Below are 17,670 nucleotides of genomic sequence, written 5' to 3'. Positions count from 1 at the left end.
CCACCGTGCTGCAGCGTCTGGGCCGGACCGATCGTCGCGGTGCCCCCGACCCCTTCGACGTCGACGGATTCGTCTCGCTGCTCCGCCGCGCGGCCGTCCCCGGAAAAGACATCTACGCACCGGATTTCGATCATCGTGGGGTCATTGGCGGCGCCGCCGAGCCCATCGCGGCGGCGCTGATCATCCCGGCCACCGCGAAGGTGCTTGTCGTCGAGGGCAATTACCTCGCCCTCGACGGTGAGTGGTCGCCGGTACGCGACCTCATCGACCGTCTGTGGTTCGTCGACGTCCCCGATGATGTTCGGCGGGAACGGCTATCGGTTCGCCACATCGCAGCCGGCCGCAGCGCCGAGAACGCCCGGCGGTGGATCGAGTCGGTCGACGACCCCAATGCCAGGCTCATTCGCAGCTGCCGTGACCGGTGTGACGCCCTTCTCGACGGCACGTCGTGACCGCGGTCGCCATTCACTGACCAGCACGCCGAGAACGATCAACACGCCGCCGAGCAAAGCCGCGGGCGGGAGCCGATCGCCTGCGAGACGCCCGAAGATCCCCGCCCACACCGGTTCTCCGGCATAGATCACGGTCGCCCGCGTCGGGCTGACGTGGCGCTGGGCCCAGTTCATGGTCAACTGGATGACGATGCTCGCCGACGCCATCGCCAGCGCCGCACCCAGCCAGACCCAGGAGAACGACGGAACAGCTTCTCCGGCAACGGGCATGGCGGCAAAGCAGAAGACGCCACCGGCGAGCAACTGGATGATGGTGACGCGGGCGATGTCGACCCTGCCCGCGAAGAACCCGATCAGCACGATCTCACCGGCACACGCCACCGCTCCGATCACGGTCGCCAGTTCTCCAGTGCCGAAGCCGATCCCGCCACCGGTCCCACCGGCGAGCAGCATCAATCCGACGAAGGCCAGCACCACCCCCACCCAACTCATCACGCCCGGGGCCTTGCGGAAGATCGCCCATTGCGCCACCGGCACCAGCGGGACGTACAGCGCGGTGATGAACGCCGAGGCACTCGAGCTGATGGTTTGCAGGCCGAAGGTCTGCAGACTGTAGGCGACGGCCATCATCGCCCCGATGGCCAGCCCCGCCCCCATATCCGCGCGGGTGATCCCCCGCAACCTCCGCCCGAACACCACCAGGCCGAGGAGCCCGGCGAGCACGAACCGGAGTCCGACGAAGAACAACGGCCCGCTGTGCGCAACAGCGGTGTGGACGACGAGGAAGGTTCCTCCCCACACCGCGGTGACCGCGAGCAGCGCCGACTCCGGCCGGAGCACCAGCTCCGGCTTGCGCAACATAGTGCACCTGACCATGGTCGACAAGCTATCGGTACTATAGTGCGCATGGCAAATCGGGCGGACGTGTTGGCGCATGTGTCTCACAACCTTCGACACTTCCGTCAGGAGTCGGGCCTGAGCCAGGCGGCGCTCGCCGACGCATCGGGCATCAGTCGCCGGATGATCGTCAAGGTCGAGGGCGGCGACACCAACATCAGCCTGGCCAGCCTCGACCGCCTCGCCGAGGCACTCGATGTCACCTTCGTCGACATGGTGCGCGACCCCGACACCCTCGGCGACGGGCCGACCGACCTCAACGTCCTCGCCTGGCGCGGCGACCACGAGGCGAGCGTCGGCCGGCTGCTCGCCAGCGTCCCCGCCTCCCAGGAATCACAGTTGTGGGCGTGGACGCTGGGCCCCGGTGATCGGTACGACGCCGAGCCCGATCCACCCGGATGGTGGGAGATCATCGTGGTGGCCACCGGCCGGCTGCGCATCGAATTCGATTCCTCGGCAACCGAACTCGGCCCCGGCGAGAGCATCAGCTTCCCGAGTTCGCAGCCGTACCGTTATCTCAACGCCGCCGACGAGCTCACCCGATTCGCACGCAGCGTCGTGCGCTGAGACCGCACCGCCGACATCAGGAGGCCGATCCCGGGTGACCGACCCACAACCGTCCGAGGAACATCCGCACGAGCCACATCCGTCCGATACCGACGAAGCCGCGGCCGCGCGGCATCTGGGCCATCTCGGGGCACTACTCCTCGACGCGGGCCTGTCGGTCACCGACGTCCGCGCCGCACTCGAGCAGGCGGCCGAGACACACCCCCGCACGGCCCGGGCGTTGACGTTCTCGGTGCTGCCCGAAGCCGTTCTCGTCACCAAGCCCGAGACCGGCACGGTCCGGATGTTCCACTCCGACGCCGCCGAGCTCTCGTTCCGGCAGTCGGCCCACGCGAGCAGACTGGTACACGAGACGACCTCGGCGGCGGTGCCGCTCGACGGTCTGCCCGAACGAATCGACCGCATTCGTGCGATGCCGCGCCCCCACCCGCAACTGTCCTGGATTCTCGGCAGCGCACTGGTCGCCGGCGGGTTGGCCACGGTGTTCCGCTGCCCGTGGTGGGCGATCCTCATCGCGATGGCCGCGGGCGGACTGGTCGGCATCCTGAAGACGATCCTCGACCGGATCGAGAGTGGCGCGGCGATCGTGCCGTTCGTCGCCGCCTTCGTCTCGACCCTCGTCGTCGCCTCCGTCGCGTCGGCGGTGGGTGCCGGCTCGGTGCCGCTGTTCGGGGTGTGCGCGCCGATCGCGATCCTCGTGCCGGGCGCACTGATCACCAACGCCCTGCTGGAACTGACGGCCACCGACATCGTCACCGGCTCCGCGCGCCTGCTCTACGGACTGATCATGCTCGGCTTCATGGCCGGCGGCATCGCCGCGGGCGCCGCGGTGACCGGCCTACGGATCGATCCGGATTCCGCAGCCCTCGTCGGGCAGATCTCCTCGGTGGCGGGCAGTGACGGATGGCAGGCACTACCACCGCTGTGGCTGTCGTGGATCGGCGTCGTCGCACTCGCCGTCGGCGTCGGCTGCGCCTTCGGCTCCGGGCTCAAGCTCACCGCGCTCAGCGTTGGCGTGATGGTGTGCACCTACGCGGTGCTCACCGCGGCGTCCGCCTGGGTCGGCAATGTGGTGGCCACCGGGGTAAGTGCCGCGGTGCTGTTCGTCGCGGCCCGGATGATCGAACGACTCACCGTCGCCGTACCCGCGACCATCTCCTTCCAGCCCGCATTCCTGCTGCTGGTGCCCGGCACCGTGGGGCTGGTCGCCCTCGCCTCCTTCGACACGCACGCACTTCAGACGACGCCCGCGACCTTCGCGAGCCTGTGCATCGGCATCAAGATCGGCGCGCTGGTCGCCGAGATCGGAACACCCGGCGACCGCGGCCGGCGGGCCTAACCGATCTCGATGAGCAGGTCCCCGGGCGCCACGGAGGTGACCGCGCCCACCGCGACGCGGGTGACCTTGCCGCCGACGGGCGCGGTGATGGTGGCCTCCATCTTCATGGCCTCGATGGTGCCGATTGCCGCACCGGCAGCCACCTCGTCGCCGACCTCCACCGAGATCGACACCACACCCGCGAACGGCGCCCCGACCGAACCCGGATTGGCCCGGTCGGCCTTCTCGGCAGCCTCCACCGCGGAGTCGATCGAACGGTCACGCACCGCGATCGGGCGGAGTTGGCCGTTGATCACACACATCACGGTCCGCATGCCGCGCTCGTCGGCGTCGCTGATCGCCTCGAGTCCGATGAGCAGCACCACACCGGGTTCGAGTTCGACGTGGTGTTCTTCGCCATAACGCAACCCGTAGAAGAACTGGTTCGCCGAGAGCCGTGAGGTGTCGCCGTAGGCCTCCTGGTGTTCGGTGAACTCCTTGGTGGGGCCGGGGAACAGCAAGCGGTTCAACGTCTCCTGTCGGGTTCGTCCCGCGACGTCGAGCGCGGCGGAGTCCTCGGCGGCGAGTTCGACCACCGGCTCGGCGGGGCGGCGACCCTCGAGTGCCTTGGTACGCAACGGTTCCGGCCATCCACCGGGCGGGTCGCCCAACTCGCCGCGCAAGAACCCGATCACCGAATCCGGAATGTCGTAGGCGGCCGGATCGTTCGCGAAGTCACGCGGTTCGATGCCCTGGCCGACCAGCGCCAAGGCGAGGTCACCGACCACCTTCGAGGACGGCGTCACCTTCACCAGACGGCCCAGCATCGCATCGGCCGACGCGTAGGCCTCCTCCACGGCCTCGAAGCGATTACCGAGACCGAGGGCGATCGCCTGCTGCCGCAGGTTGCTGAGCTGGCCGCCCGGGATCTCATGCGAGTACACCCGCCCGGTGGGCCCGGGAATCCCGGACTCAAAGGGCGCGTAGACCTTTCGGATCGCCTCCCAGTAGGGCTCGAGGTCGCACACCGCCGCCAGATCCAGACCGGTGTCGTGCTCGGAATGCGCGAAGGCGGCGACGATCGCCGACAGCGGGGGCTGACTGGTCGTACCGGCCAACGCCGCCGATGCCCCGTCGACCGCGTCGGCACCGGCAGTGACCGCCGCCAGATAGGTCGCGAGCTGACCACCGGGGGTGTCGTGGGTGTGCACGTGGATCGGCAGATCGAATTCCTTGCGCAGGGCGGTGATCAGCTTGGTCGCCGCGGGCGCACGCAGCAGGCCCGCCATGTCCTTGATGGCCAGGATGTGCGCACCGGCGTCGACGATCTGCTCGGCCAGCCGCAGATAGTAGTCCAGGGTGTAAAGATCCTCGGCCGGGTTCGCCACGTCACCGGTATAGCTCATCGCCACCTCGGCGACCGCCGTGCCCGTCTCGCGGACCGCCTCGATCGCCGGGCGCATCTGCTCGATGTTGTTGAGCGCGTCGAAGATCCGGAAGATGTCCACACCGGTGGCGGTCGCCTCGGCGACGAAGGCGGTGGTCACCTTCGTCGGATACGGGGTGTAGCCGACGGTGTTCGCACCCCGCAACAGCATCTGCAGGCAGATGTTGGGCATCGCTTCGCGCAGTTGCGCCAACCGATCCCACGGATCCTCCTTCAGAAAGCGCAGCGCCACATCGTAGGTCGCACCACCCCAGCACTCCACCGACAGCAGCTGCGGGGTCAGCGCCGCCACGTACGGGGCCACGGTGATCAGCGCCGAGGTCCGCAACCGTGTCGCCAGCAACGACTGGTGGGCGTCACGGAAGGTCGTGTCGGTGACCCCGACCGCCGGCGAATCACGCAGTGCCCGGGCGAATCCCTCCGGGCCCAGCTCGGTCAGCCGCTGCTTGGAACCAGCAGGCGGCGCACCGAGCACCGAGCGCTCCACGGTGGGCAGCTTGTCCCGCGGATACACCGTCGACGGCCGCTCACCGTGCGGTTTGTTGACGGTCACGTCGGCGAGGTATTCCAGGATGCGGGTACCGCGGTCGGCCGATCCACCGGTGGTCAGCAACCAGGGTCGCTCGTCGATGAACGACGTGGTGACTCGCCCGGCCCGGAAATCCGGGTCGTCGAGAACCGCCTGCAGGAACGGAATATTGGTGGCGACGCCACGAATCCGGAACTCGGCCAGCGCCCGTCGGGCCCGGCGCGCGGCGGTGGCGAAGTCCCGGCCGCGGCAGGTCAATTTGACCAGCATGGAATCGAAGTGGCCGCTGACCTCACCGCCGAGGTTGGCTCCGCCGTCCAGGCGGATACCGGCACCACCCGGCGTGCGGTAGGCGGTGATCCGCCCGACGTCGGGCCGGAAACCGTCGGCCGGGTCCTCGGTGGTGATCCGGCATTGCATCGCCGCGCCGTGCACGGTGATCGCGTCCTGCGTCAGACCGAGGTCGGCCAACGATTCACCCGAGGCCACCCGCAGCTGCGCACCCACCAGATCCACATCGGTGATCTCCTCGGTCACCGTGTGCTCCACCTGAATTCGCGGATTCATCTCGATGAAGACATGCCTGCCCTGCTCGTCGACGAGGAACTCGACCGTACCCGCACACGAGTAACCGATCTGCCGGGCGAAGGCGACCGCGTCGGCGCAGATCCGTTCACGCAGCACCGGATCGAGATTGGGCGCCGGGGCCAGCTCCACCACCTTCTGATGACGCCGCTGCACACTGCAGTCCCGCTCGAACAGATGGATGACGTCGCCGTGGGTGTCGGCGAGGATCTGCACCTCGATATGGCGTGGATTGATGACGGCCTGCTCGAGGAACACCGTCGCATCACCGAAGGCCGCTTCCGCCTCGCGCGAGGCCGCCTCGATCGATTCCCGCAGAGTCGACGGGTCATCGACGCGCCGCATTCCGCGGCCACCGCCACCGGCAACCGCCTTCACGAACACCGGGAACTGCATCTGTTCCGACGCCGTCACCAACTCCTCGACATCCGACGACGGCTCCGAGGAGGACAGCACCGGCAGACCCGCTGCCCGCGCCGCCGCGATCGCCTGCGCCTTGTTGCCGGTCAGGTCGAGCACATCGGCCTTGGGGCCGACGAAGGTGATCCCGGCCTCCGCGCATGCCCGCGCGAGACCGGCGTTCTCCGAGAGGAACCCGTAGCCGGGATACACCGCATCCGCGCCGCATCGCTGCGCCGCGCCCACCACCTCGTCGACCGAGAGATACGCGCGCACCGGATGCCCGGGAACGCCGATCTGGTAGGACTCGTCGGCCTTCAACCGATGCAGGGAGTTGCGATCCTCGTAAGGGAAGATCGCGACCGTCCGGGCACCGAGCTCGTACGCCGCGCGAAACGCCCGGATCGCGATCTCACCGCGGTTGGCCACCAAAACCTTGTCGAACATGCTGCTCATCCGTTTCTGTCGTTGTCCCGCTACAAATGGACCCGATGCACATGCCCCCACGGTGACCTTATCCCGCCGAGCCCAGCAGCAGGGCAACCAGTCCTAAGCAATGAGAACGCGCTGGGCCGGTCCGTCGTAGGACGACAATGGACGGATCAGGGCATTGGCCGCGGTCTGCTCGACGATGTGCGCCGTCCAGCCGGTGATCCGGCTCATCACGAAGATCGGTGTGAACGAAGCGATGTCAAAGCCCATCAGGTGATAGGCCGGACCGGTCGGGAAGTCCAGATTGGGCTTGATGCCGGTGCGACTCGACATCTCGTCGGCGAGCTCGTGATAGATCGCGAGCCACCGGGTGTCGCCGAGATGGTGCGAGATCTCCTCGAACGCAGCCTGCATCGTCGGCACGCGGGAATCACCATTCTTGTACACCCGATGGCCGAATCCCATGATTTTCTCTTTTCGAGACAGTTTGGCCTCCAACCATTCCCGTGCACGTTCGGGACGATCGATCTCGATCATGTCGTACATGACCGCCTCATTCGCCCCGCCGTGCAGCGATCCCTTGAGTGCTCCGATCGCCGCGGTGACCGCGCTGTAGATGTCGGACTGCGTGGAGGTGACCACACGCGCGGCGAATGTGGAAGCATTGAAGCTGTGTTCGGCGTAGAGCACCATCGACTTCTCGAATGCCCGGACGATCACGGGATCGGGCACCTCGCCGAAGCACATATTCAGGAAGTTCTCCGAATAGCCCAGTCCGTGATGCGGCGCAATCGGATCGAGGCCGCGGCGACGTCGCATGTCGGCGGCGACGATGGTCGGCAGGACCGCGAACATGCGTTGTGCCTTCTCGAGATTCGCCGACGGCGACGCGTTGTCCTCGTCGGGATCCTCGGTGCCCAGGAAGCTGATCGCGGTGCGCACCACATCCATCGGATGGCAGTTCTCCGGAATGCGAGCCAGCACGGCCTGTGTCGAACGGTCGAGCCGACGGAGCGCTCGCTCCCGCTGCGTGAAGGCCGCCAGCTCGGCATCGGTCGGCAGTTCGCCGTGCCAGAGCAGATAGGCAACCTGCTCGAACGAGCAGTGCGCTGCGAGATCCTGAACCGCGTAGCCGCGGTAGGTCAGGGAATTCGTCTCGGGCACCACCTTCGAGATGGCGGTGGTGTCGACGACCACGCCGGCGAGACCCTTGTAGATCTTCGGGGCTGTTTCATCGCGAGCGGGCTGAGTCGCGGCGGACTGGGGAGACACGGAAGCTGTCTTACTGGTCGGTGTCACGGCCGGGTTCCTTCCAGAGTGAAGTTGAACAGTTCGGAGTCGAAGGTGTTGTAGTCGGCGTACCGGAGCAACTCGTAGAGTCTGCTGCGGTGTTGCATCTCGTCGAGTAGCCCGGATTGCGTTCCCACGGAGTCGATCTCGCGGAGTCCGCGCTCGACTGCACCCATCGCGATCCGCAAGGTGGTCACCGGATAGATCACCGCGTTGTAGCCAACATCGCGCAACTGCTCGGTGGTGAGTAACCGAGACTTGCCGAACTCGGTCATGTTCGCGAGCAGCGGCACATCCACAGCAGCACGGAACTTCTCGAACTCGGCGAGATCGGTCAGCGCCTCGGTGAAGATCAGATCGGCGCCCGCGTCGGCGTAGGCCTTGGCCCGCTCGATCGCGGCATCAAGACCTTCGATACCCGCGGCGTCGGTGCGGGCACAGATGACGAAGCTGTGGTCGCGGCGCGCCGACACCGCCGCGCGCAGCCGGCGCAGCATCTCGCCGGTGGGCACCACATCCTTGCCGTCGAGGTGACCGCACCGTTTGGGGTTGACCTGATCCTCGAGATGACAGCCGGCCAGCCCGGCGTCCTCGAGCGCGGCGATGGTGCGGGCCGCGCTCACGGGCTCACCGAACCCGGTGTCGGCGTCGATCAGGCTCGGCAGGTCGGTGGAGTTCGCGATCTGTGCGCCGCGCCCCGCAACCTCGGTCAGGGTGGTGAGTCCGATGTCGGGGAGACCGAGGTCCGCCGAGAGAACCGCCCCGGAGATGTAGATGCCCTCGAAGCCGATATCGGCGATCAGTTTTGCCACCAGCGGCGAGAAGGCACCGGGCCAACGCTGCAACTCGCCCGATGCCAGGGCGGCACGCAGGGCCTTGCGCTTGTCCCCCGCGCACGTGCGGGCCGAGAACAGTCCCGATGTCGACTCGCTCATCAGAAGATCCCCGAACCGATGGTCGGCGCCTTGTCCAGAACGGTCGGCTCGACGCGCACATTCAGCGCGCCGAGCTCGCCCGCCCCGAGGTCGCCGAGCCCGGCAGCAGCCACCAGGAATCGCTGCTGCTCCTCCGCGTCGACCACCCCCTGCGCCATCGCCGCGAACTTCGCCTCGTAGGCAGCTCGCGCGAACGGCGCAGCGCCGAGCGGGTGGGCGTCGGCGACCGCGAGTTCATCGGTGATCACCTCACCGTTGGTCAGTGTGATCACAGCCTTGGCGCCGAACGCCTTCTCGGCCGGATCGGTGGAATGGTATCGGCGAGTCCACTCGGGGTCCTCGACCGTGGAGATCTTGCGCCACAAGGCAATCGTGTCCGGGCGGGCGGCGCGCTCGGGGGCGTAGGACTCCTCGTGATGCCACGTGCCGTCCTGCAAGGCAACCGCGAAGATGTACATCACCGAGTGGTCGAGGGTCTCCCGGCTGGCGGACGGATCGAATTTCTGGGGGTCCCCCGACCCCGTGCCGATCACGTAGTGCGTGTGATGGCTGGTGTGCAGGACGATCGACTCGATGTCGTCGAGGTTGCCGATGCGCTCACGCATGCGCCGCGCCAGGTCGATCGGAGCCTGGCTCTGGTATTCCGCGGAATGCTCCTTGGTGTAGCTGTCCAGAATGGCACGCTTGGGTTCCCCCGGGCCGGGAAGCGGGATCCGGTAGGTCTTCTCGGGACCACCGAGCAGCCACGCGATGACCCCGTCCTCACCTTCCCAGATCGGCGCCGGTGCACCCTCGCCGCGCATCGCGCGGTCCACCGCCTCGATGGCGATCTTTCCGGCGTGTGCCGGTGCATACGCCTTCCAACTGGAGATCAGGCCCTTGCGGGACTGACGCGTCGCGGTGGTGAGATGTAGTGCCTGTCCGATCGCCTGGTAGATCGTCTCCTCGTCGAGCTCGAGCATGGTGCCCAGACCTGCCGCGACGGACGGTCCGAGATGGGCGACGTGGTCGATCTTGTGCTCGTGCAAGCACATTCCGCGGACCAGGTCGATCTGGATCTCGTAGGCCGTGGCCAATCCTCGAATGAGATCGGCACCCGAGGCACCCACGTGTTGGGCCACCGCGACCAGCGCCGGGATGTTGTCACCGGGATGCGAATACTCCGCGGCGAGGAAGGTGTCGTGGAAGTCGAGTTCGCGCACCGCCACACCATTGGCCCAGGCCGCCCACTCCGGCGAATACCGGCCGTCGACGCCGAAGACGGCCGCACCCGCGGCGCCTTCGGCAGGCGGGTGTGCCAACGCCTGTGCACGAGCACTGGTGACCGGGCGGCGGATCACCGAGGCCGCGCTGACCGCGGCATTGTCGATGATGCGGTTCACGACCATCTCCGCGGTCTCGGCGGGCACCGCGACCGGGTCGGTGGCGACCTCGGCGATCTTCTGCGCGAGATGCTCGGCTTGCGGGAAGTCCTCGGAGCTGCGGTGGGTCCGCACGTCGTGATTGATCATGTTCGCACCGTACGCAGACGGGACAGGTACGCGAAAGACCTGGCAGATGTGTAATTAGGTGGATATCTCCGTGGGTTCTTGCGAATGTTGTGAACGCCACGGCGGGTACTGTGCCTGCCATGGCGAAGATGTTCGTGGGCGCACGACTGCGCCGACTACGCGACGAGCGCGGCCTCTCGCAGGCCGCGCTGGCCCGGCGCATCGAGATATCGACGAGCTACGTGAACCAACTCGAGAACGACCAGCGCCCCATCACCGTGCCCGTCCTGCTCGCACTCACCCGCGAGTTCGAACTCGACGCCGACTACTTCGCCACCGACACCGATGCGCGGCTCGTCGCCGACCTCGCCGAGGCGCTCGGCGCACACAGCGATTCCGCCGAGGTGACGCGAGCGGAGATCACCGAACTCGTCGGACGCATGCCCGCGGTCGGACGAACACTGGTGGCGCTGCACCGCAGACTCACCGCCGCGACAACCGAACTCGAAACCTACGGCGGCCGGATCACCGACCCGGGAATCGCGAACGAGCCCATGCCGTTCGAGGAGGTGCGCGACTTCTTCTACGACCGCAAGAACTACATCGGCGCACTCGACGAGGCCGCCGAGCGACTCTTCGACGACGAGGACCTGCACATCGGCGGGCTCGATCTGCAACTGGCGCAGGTGATGCGGCGGCGCTTCGACATCCGCGTGTCGATCACCCATGACGCCGACCCGCATTCGGCCGTCACGGTACCCAAACGCCGATTCGACGCGGGCGAGAAGGTGATTCATCTCGCCGGCCGCCTGAGCGCCGGGCAACGCGCATTCCAGCTCGCCACCCAGCTGGCGCTGCTGGATCAGGGCGCCACCATCGACGACATCCTCGCCGGCGCCGAGAACCTCAGTACTGCAACGATTCCGGTCGCACGCATCGGTCTCGCCAACTACTTCGCCGGAGCGCTACTGCTGCCCTACGAGCGCTTCCGCTCCGCCGCGGAGAACGCCCGCTACGACATCGAACTGCTGAGCGTGGGCTTCGAGGTCGGCTTCGAGACGATCTGTCATCGGCTCTCGACCCTGCAGCGCCCCGGCAGCCGCGGCATACCGTTCATCTTCGTCCGTACCGACCGGGCCGGAAACATCTCGAAACGGCAGTCGGCCACGGCGTTTCACTTCTCCCGCGTCGGCGGGAGCTGCCCGCTGTGGGTGGTGCATGACGCCTTCGCCACGCCGGGGCGCATCGTGACCCAGGTGTCGCAGATGCCCGACGGCCGTTCGTACTTCTGGCTCGCCCGTACCACGGGCGACCATCACGGCTTCCTCGCCCCGCGCACCGGCTTCTCGATCGGCCTGGGCTGCGACCTCGCCCACGCCGATCGACTGGTGTACTCGACCGGCGTCGATGTGACCGACACCCGGATGACCGTGCCGATCGGCGCGGGATGCAAGGTCTGCGACCGCCCGGCCTGCCCGCAGCGGGCCTTCCCACAGCTCGGCCGGGCCATCCACGTCGATGCCACCATCGGCGACGCCGTCCCCTACCGCCCGGCGCCCATGTGACTCCTCCGGCGATGCCACCGATCGCTCGCTCGGCGGCGTCGGATAGCGTGAGCGGCGGAGGTTGATGCTGGTGTCGGCGACGAATCGCGCAGGGGGATACGAGTCAGGAAGATCTGGGTCAGCGGGTCCTGAGTCCGCGGGCCATCCGCAGACCCACCCGCGCGCAGCCGTCGCGGTGCTGTGCGCGGCCGGGATCGTGGTGGCGTTGATGCAGACGATCATCGTGCCGCTGATCCCGCAATTGCCCGACCTCTTACACGCCGCGCCGTCGGACACCACCTGGGCGCTCACGATGACATTGCTGGCCGGGGCGGTCATCACCCCCATCGGCGGACGACTCGGTGACATGTACGGCAAGCGGCGAATGCTGCTCGCCAGCATGGGATGCGTTGCCGCCGGATCGATCCTGTGCGCACTGTCGAGTGCACTGCTGCCCTTCCTCATCGGACGCGGCCTGCAGGGACTCGGATTCGGCACCATCGCACTGGGTATCAGCGTGATGCGCGATATCGTGCCGGCCCGCCACCTCGGCTCCTCGGTCGGCACGATGAGCGCATCGTTGGGCATCGGCGGGGCGCTGGGACTGCCGGTGAGTGCGTTCATCGCCCAGAACATCGGATGGCACGCTCTGTTCTGGTTGTGCGCCGGCGCCGCGGGCATGGCCGCGGTCGGGATAGCCCTGACCGTCCCGGAGAGTCGCGGCCGGGCCGGTGGCCGTTTCGATCTCCTCGGCGCCGTCGGTCTGGCGGCGATGCTCGTGTGTCTGCTCCTTCCGCTCTCCAAGGGCGCGAGCTGGGGCTGGGCCTCGCCGACGACGCTCGGCGTGTTGATCACCTTCCTGCTCGTCGCCGCCACCTGGTGGCGCTGGGAGCGGCGCCGCAACACCCCGCTGATCGACCTGCGGGTCGCTCTCGACAGGCCGGTCCTGCTGACCAATACCGCGTCGGTGGCCACCGGTTTCGCGTTCTACTCCATGCAGTTGATGCCCATCCAACTCCTCATGGCCCCAGCCGGCGCACCCATCGGTCTGGGCTTCGACATGCTGATGGCCAGCCTCGTCCTCGCCCCCAGCGGCATCCTCATGTTCGTGTTCTCCCATGTCAGCGCCTGGCTGACCGACCGCGCGGGCCCGCGGGTCTCGCTGGCCGTCGGCGGCCTGGTGATCGGCCTCGGCTACGTCGTGTTCCTCGTCCTGCTGCTCACCGGCGGATTCACGTGGTGGATCATGCTCATCGTCGCCTGCCTCACCGGAGCGGGCCTCGGCATCGCCTACTCGGCGATGCCCGCGCTGATCATGCGCGCGGTACCGGTCGCACAGACCGGCGAGGCCAACGGGGTCAACGCACTCATGCGTGTGGTCGGTACGTCCACCTCGGCCGCGGTGGTGGGCATGGTGCTGACCTGGTCGGCGGTGCAGATCTCGGTACCCGGTGGCGCGATCGTCGTCCCCGACACCAACGGCTACCTCATCGCGTCGATCGTCTCGCTGGTCGCCTGTGTCGTCGCCGCAGCACTGGCGATCGCCATCCCCGCATCGCGTCGACTCGAGATCGAAACGATCGACACGCTCGGTGGTCGCGATCCGTCGAGCCGTGATGACCCGGAAGGCACCATTGGCACCGATGAGACCGACCGTGCCCATGAGATCCGCGGCGAAATATCGCCGTAACGGAATCGTCGTAGCGTGTGGCGGTGGCTGGAATCCTCATTCACGACGCACAGGTCATCACCGTTGACGAGCACCGCCGCGAGCTGTCGTCGGCGTGGGTGCTGATCGACGGCGCCACCATCGCCGCGGTGTCCACCGAACCGATCGACGACCTTCCCACCGAGGTGATCCACGTCGACGGCAGTGGCTGTGTGCTGACCCCGGGCCTGGTGAACACCCATCACCACCTCTACCAATGGATCACCCGGGGACTCGCCGCCGATCACACGCTGTTCCAGTGGCTGACGACGCTCTACCCGATCTGGGCCGGGATCGACGAGACCGCAGTCCACACCGCCGCGCTGGGCGGGATCGGCCAGCTGGTGATGTCGGGCTGTACGACCACCACCGACCACCACTACGTCTTTCCCCGTGAGGGCGGCGATCTCCTCGGCGCCGAGATCGGTGCCGCGGCCACCATCGGCGTCCGATTCCATCCGACCCGCGGGTCGATGGACCTCTCGGAGAAGGACGGTGGCCTGCCACCCGATTCGGTGGTGCAGGGCATCGACGAGATCCTCGAAGCCTGCTCCGACGCCGTCGCGCGCTGGCACGACCCGCGCCCCGGTTCCCTGCTGCAGATCGCTCTCGCTCCGTGCTCCCCGTTCTCGGTCACCACCGACCTGCTCCGCGAGTCCGCCTCGCTGGCACGCGAACTCGGCGTGCGGATGCACACCCATCTGGCCGAGTCGCCGGACGAGAACACCTACTGCGACCAGCATTTCGGCTGCACGCCGCTGCAGTACATGGAGTCGGTGGGATGGGTCGGCGACGACGTGTGGTTCGCCCACGGCATCGAATTCGCCGACGACGAGATCGCACGTCTGGCCGCCACCTCGACCGGGGTCGCGCACTGCCCGACCTCCAATGCCCGTCTGGGCAACCGGATCTGCCGCACCCGCGAGCTCGTCGATGCCGGTGTACCCGTCGGACTCGGTGTCGACGGCGCGGCCTCCAACGAGTCGGCACGACTGCTCGAGGAGGCGCATCAAGCGGTCCTGATGGCGCGCGCCCGTGGTGGTCCGACCGCTCTGACCACCCGCACCGCGATCGAGTTGGCCACCCTCGGTGGTGCCCGGGTCCTCGGGCGCGACAAGGAGATCGGGTCGATCGAGGTCGGCAAACTCGCCGATCTCGTGCTGTGGGATCTGAGTGGACCAGCGCACGCGGGCATCGACGATCCGGTCGCCGCCCTGGTACTGGGCGCCATCCCACCGATTCGCGGCACCTGGGTGGGCGGGCGCCGTATCGTCACCGACAACGACCTGGTGACCGCCGACCTCGACGCGGTGGCCGCGGACTGCGCCGCCGAGCATCGTCGCCTGCTGGACAAGGCCGGATAGGAGGAGTCGTGGACCTCAACACCATCAGCTCGTATCGGCACGCACACACGCGCGACGACCTGGCTCTGGCGCCCGGCGAGCGGATCGTCGCGGGCGGAACGTGGTTCTTCAGCGAGCCGCAGGTGGACGCGTCCGGCGTCGTCGACATCACCGGGATGGGGTGGTCCGACGTCGAGGATCTGACCGATGGCGGTCTTCGTGTGGCGGCCACCTGCCCGATCGCGACCCTCGCCTCGTTGCCCGAGCGGCCCGGCCGGCGCGCCCACCCCCTGTTCTTCCGATGTGCGACAGCATTGTTGGCGTCGTTCAAGATCTGGAATGTGGCCACTGTCGGCGGCAACATCTGCCGCTCGTTCGCGGCCGCGTCGATGGTGTCGTTGGCCGTCGCACTCGACGCCGAGGCACTGATCTGGTGTCCCGGCGGGGGTGAGCGCCGCGTGCCGGTGGCCGAACTGGTCACCGGTAACGGTACCAACACCCTGGCACCGGGAGAGGTGCTGCGCGCCATCGACTTTCCGGGTTATGCGCTGCGCGCCCGGACCGGTATGCGCAAGATCGCGCTTGCCGAGCTCGGGCGCTCCGGTGCGGTGGTCACCGGGCGCGTCGACGAGGACGGCACCGCGCTCTTCGGAATCACCGCGGCCACCGGGTGGCCGACGGTGCTGCGCTATCCGACGCTGCCCGATGCGGAGGTACTGCGCGCCGACATCGACTCCGCGCCCGGCTATTACACCGATCCGCTAGGCTCTGCGGACTGGCGCCGCGCGGTCAGCGCCGTGTTCGCCGACGAGATCCGGGCAGAGCTCGCCACCGACTCCGGTCCGGGGTGGTGACCATGCACATGGAGATCAACGGCGAATCCGTCGATACCCAGCCCCGTCCGGGCCAATGCCTGCGAACCCTGTTGCGCGACAACGGCCATTTCGAGGTCAAGAAGGGCTGCGACGCCGGCGACTGCGGCGCGTGCTCGGTGCTGGTCGACGGCACACCCGTGCACTCGTGCATCTTTCCGGCGGTGCGCGCCGACGGCGCGTCGGTGACGACGGTGTCGGGTCTGGGCACCCCGGGGGATCTGCATCCCATGCAGCAGTCCTTCGTCGACAACTTCGGTTTCCAGTGTGGTTTCTGCACCGCGGGGATGATCGTCACCGCGTCCACCCTCGAGCCCGCCGACCTCGAGGACCTGCCTCGGCGCATGAAGGGAAACCTGTGCCGCTGCACCGGCTATCGGGCCGTCGACGCCGCCATCCGGGACGGTGTGACACGAGCCGGAAGCGCCCATTGTTCGCAAACCCCGACCGCCGCCGATTCCTGTGCGAGCTCGTGCGGCGTCGGCGCGTCCGCCAATCCCCTTGCTGCGCAGCGCGTCGTCACCGGGACCGAGCCCTACACCTTCGACATCGACGTGCCCGGCACACAGTTCCTGCGCGTACTCGGCTCCCCGCATCCGCACGCCCGGATCACCGCCATCGACACCGCGGCGGCATCGTCGGTGCCCGGCGTCTCGCTCATCCTGACCCACGAGAACGTGAGCACCCGACGGTTCTCCACCGCCCGGCACGAGTCCCGCGACGACGATCCCGACGACACCCTCGTCCTCGATCCGGTGCTGCGATTCGTCGGTCAACGCGTGGCCGCCGTCGTCGCCGACTCCGCGGCGGCCGCCGAGGAGGCGTGTCGCCTCATCGAGGTGACCTACGAACTGTTGCCCGCCGTGTTCGATCCGGAGGAGGCCCGGCTGCCGGGCGCGGCACTCGTGCATCCCGACCGCACTCCCGAGGATCGTGTCGTCGACGCCGGACGCAATGTGATCGCGGCATTCCACGACGGGTTCGGTGGTGATGCGGTTGCCGCACTGGAGGACTCGGCCGTGCGGGTCGGCGGTACGTGGAAAACCGGGCGGGTGTCGCACGCCCAGTTGGAAACCCACGGAACCCTCGGCTGGATCGACGACGACGGCCGTCTGGTGCTGCGGACCAGCACCCAGGTGCCGTTCCTGGTGCGCGACGAACTCGCGTTACTACTCGAGTTGCCACCGGAGCGGATTCGGGTCTTCGCGGCGCGCGTCGGTGGCGGTTTCGGCGGCAAACAGGAATTGCTCACCGAGGATCTCGTCGCGCTGGCCGTCCTGCGCACCGGCCGACCGGTGGCCTATGAGATGACGCGCACCGAGGAGATGACGCGCACCACCTACCGGCATCCGTTCCGGGTGGGGGTGGAACTCGGCGCGGACGAGATGGGGCGACTGACCGCGATGAAGGTCGACGTCCTGTCCGACACCGGCGCGTACGGCAACCACGCGATCGGGGTGATGTTCCATGCGTGCGCCGAGTCGGTGTCGGTCTACAACTGCCCGGTGAAGCGGATCGATGCCGAGGTCGTCTACACCAACAATCCACCCTCGGGCGCGTTCCGTGGTTACGGGTTGGGACAGGTGATCTTCGCGATCGAGAGTGCAATGGACGAGTTGGCGCTGACGCTCGACATCGATCCGTTCGAGTTGCGCAGACGCAATGCGGTGGCCGACGGTGATCCATTGCTCATCGCCCACCCCGAGCCCGAAGACGACCTGGTGTACGGCAGCTACGGTCTCGACCAGTGCCTCGACCTCGCGCAGGCCGCCCTGGCACGCGGCAACGGTGTGGCCCCGCCGGCCGGCCCGCACTGGCGGGTCGGCGAGGGTATGGCGCTGGCCGCCATCGCGACGATGGCC

Annotated in this window: 12 protein-coding genes and 1 pseudogene; 8 read left to right on the top strand and 5 right to left on the bottom strand. The window is 67.8% G+C overall.

The features are described from left to right. A partial coding sequence (locus B1964_RS31540) for a nucleoside/nucleotide kinase family protein (protein ID WP_366664262.1) occupies positions 1 to 452 on the top strand: 452 nt, incomplete at its 5' end. A 30-nt stretch (positions 453 to 482) separates the two neighbouring features. Here B1964_RS31540 and B1964_RS06600 read toward each other — a convergent pair. Beyond that, positions 483 to 1,313: pseudogene (locus B1964_RS06600) on the bottom strand (DMT family transporter); the annotation flags it as partial. A gap of 45 nt (positions 1,314 to 1,358) precedes the next feature. On the opposite strand from B1964_RS06600, the gene B1964_RS06595 reads away from it, so the two are divergent. Together B1964_RS06595 and B1964_RS06590 are read left to right on the top strand one after the other, a co-directional pair. After that, complete coding sequence (locus B1964_RS06595; RefSeq protein ID WP_079929283.1) at positions 1,359 to 1,916, top strand: XRE family transcriptional regulator; 558 nt, start codon at positions 1,359 to 1,361, stop codon at positions 1,914 to 1,916. A 34-nt stretch (positions 1,917 to 1,950) separates the two neighbouring features. Next, positions 1,951 to 3,255: a threonine/serine exporter family protein gene (locus B1964_RS06590; protein WP_079929282.1), complete on the top strand. Its 1,305-nt coding sequence runs from the start codon at positions 1,951 to 1,953 to the stop codon at positions 3,253 to 3,255. Here B1964_RS06590 and B1964_RS06585 read toward each other — a convergent pair. The 4 genes from B1964_RS06585 to prpD all read right to left on the bottom strand — a co-directional run bounded on the left by B1964_RS06585 (position 3,252) and on the right by prpD (position 10,362). Further along, positions 3,252 to 6,641 carry a pyruvate carboxylase gene (locus B1964_RS06585; RefSeq protein WP_079929285.1) on the bottom strand — a complete coding sequence of 1,130 codons (3,390 nt, stop codon included), beginning with the start codon at positions 6,639 to 6,641 and terminating at the stop codon, positions 3,252 to 3,254. The two genes, B1964_RS06590 and B1964_RS06585, sit on opposite strands and share 4 nt — an antisense overlap. Before the next feature lie 102 nt (positions 6,642 to 6,743). Continuing rightward, positions 6,744 to 7,898, bottom strand: a complete 1,155-nt coding sequence (locus B1964_RS06580) for a bifunctional 2-methylcitrate synthase/citrate synthase (RefSeq protein ID WP_253193909.1) — start codon at positions 7,896 to 7,898, stop codon at positions 6,744 to 6,746. A 23-nt stretch (positions 7,899 to 7,921) separates the two neighbouring features. Then, complete coding sequence (gene prpB, locus B1964_RS06575; RefSeq protein WP_079929280.1) at positions 7,922 to 8,851, bottom strand: methylisocitrate lyase; 930 nt, start codon at positions 8,849 to 8,851, stop codon at positions 7,922 to 7,924. Further along, positions 8,851 to 10,362: a 2-methylcitrate dehydratase PrpD gene (gene prpD, locus B1964_RS06570; RefSeq protein WP_079929279.1), complete on the bottom strand. Its 1,512-nt coding sequence runs from the start codon at positions 10,360 to 10,362 to the stop codon at positions 8,851 to 8,853. The genes prpB and prpD overlap by 1 nt, the downstream gene beginning before the upstream one ends. Before the next feature lie 119 nt (positions 10,363 to 10,481). On the opposite strand from prpD, the gene B1964_RS06565 reads away from it, so the two are divergent. The 5 genes from B1964_RS06565 to B1964_RS06545 all read left to right on the top strand — a co-directional run. Next, entirely contained in the window at positions 10,482 to 11,906 is a 1,425-nt protein-coding gene (locus tag B1964_RS06565) for a short-chain fatty acyl-CoA regulator family protein (protein WP_079929278.1), read from the top strand. Positions 11,907 to 11,970: 64 nt separating this feature from the next. Continuing rightward, complete coding sequence (locus tag B1964_RS06560; protein WP_253193908.1) at positions 11,971 to 13,575, top strand: MFS transporter; 1,605 nt, start codon at positions 11,971 to 11,973, stop codon at positions 13,573 to 13,575. A gap of 17 nt (positions 13,576 to 13,592) precedes the next feature. Next, positions 13,593 to 14,957 carry an 8-oxoguanine deaminase gene (locus B1964_RS06555; RefSeq protein WP_079929276.1) on the top strand — a complete coding sequence of 455 codons (1,365 nt, stop codon included), beginning with the start codon at positions 13,593 to 13,595 and terminating at the stop codon, positions 14,955 to 14,957. 8 nt (positions 14,958 to 14,965) lie between these two features. Beyond that, positions 14,966 to 15,790 (top strand): FAD binding domain-containing protein, encoded by an 825-nt coding sequence (locus B1964_RS06550; RefSeq protein WP_079929275.1) that lies wholly within the window; start codon positions 14,966 to 14,968, stop codon positions 15,788 to 15,790. 2 nt (positions 15,791 to 15,792) lie between these two features. Beyond that, a partial coding sequence (locus tag B1964_RS06545) for a molybdopterin cofactor-binding domain-containing protein (RefSeq protein WP_079929284.1) occupies positions 15,793 to 17,670 on the top strand: 1,878 nt, incomplete at its 3' end.

The sequence above is a fragment of the Gordonia sp. i37 genome, assembly GCF_002043085.1.
Taxonomy (GTDB): Bacteria; Actinomycetota; Actinomycetes; order Mycobacteriales; family Mycobacteriaceae; genus Gordonia; species Gordonia polyisoprenivorans.
This window is presented reverse-complemented; position numbering and strand designations above follow the sequence as displayed.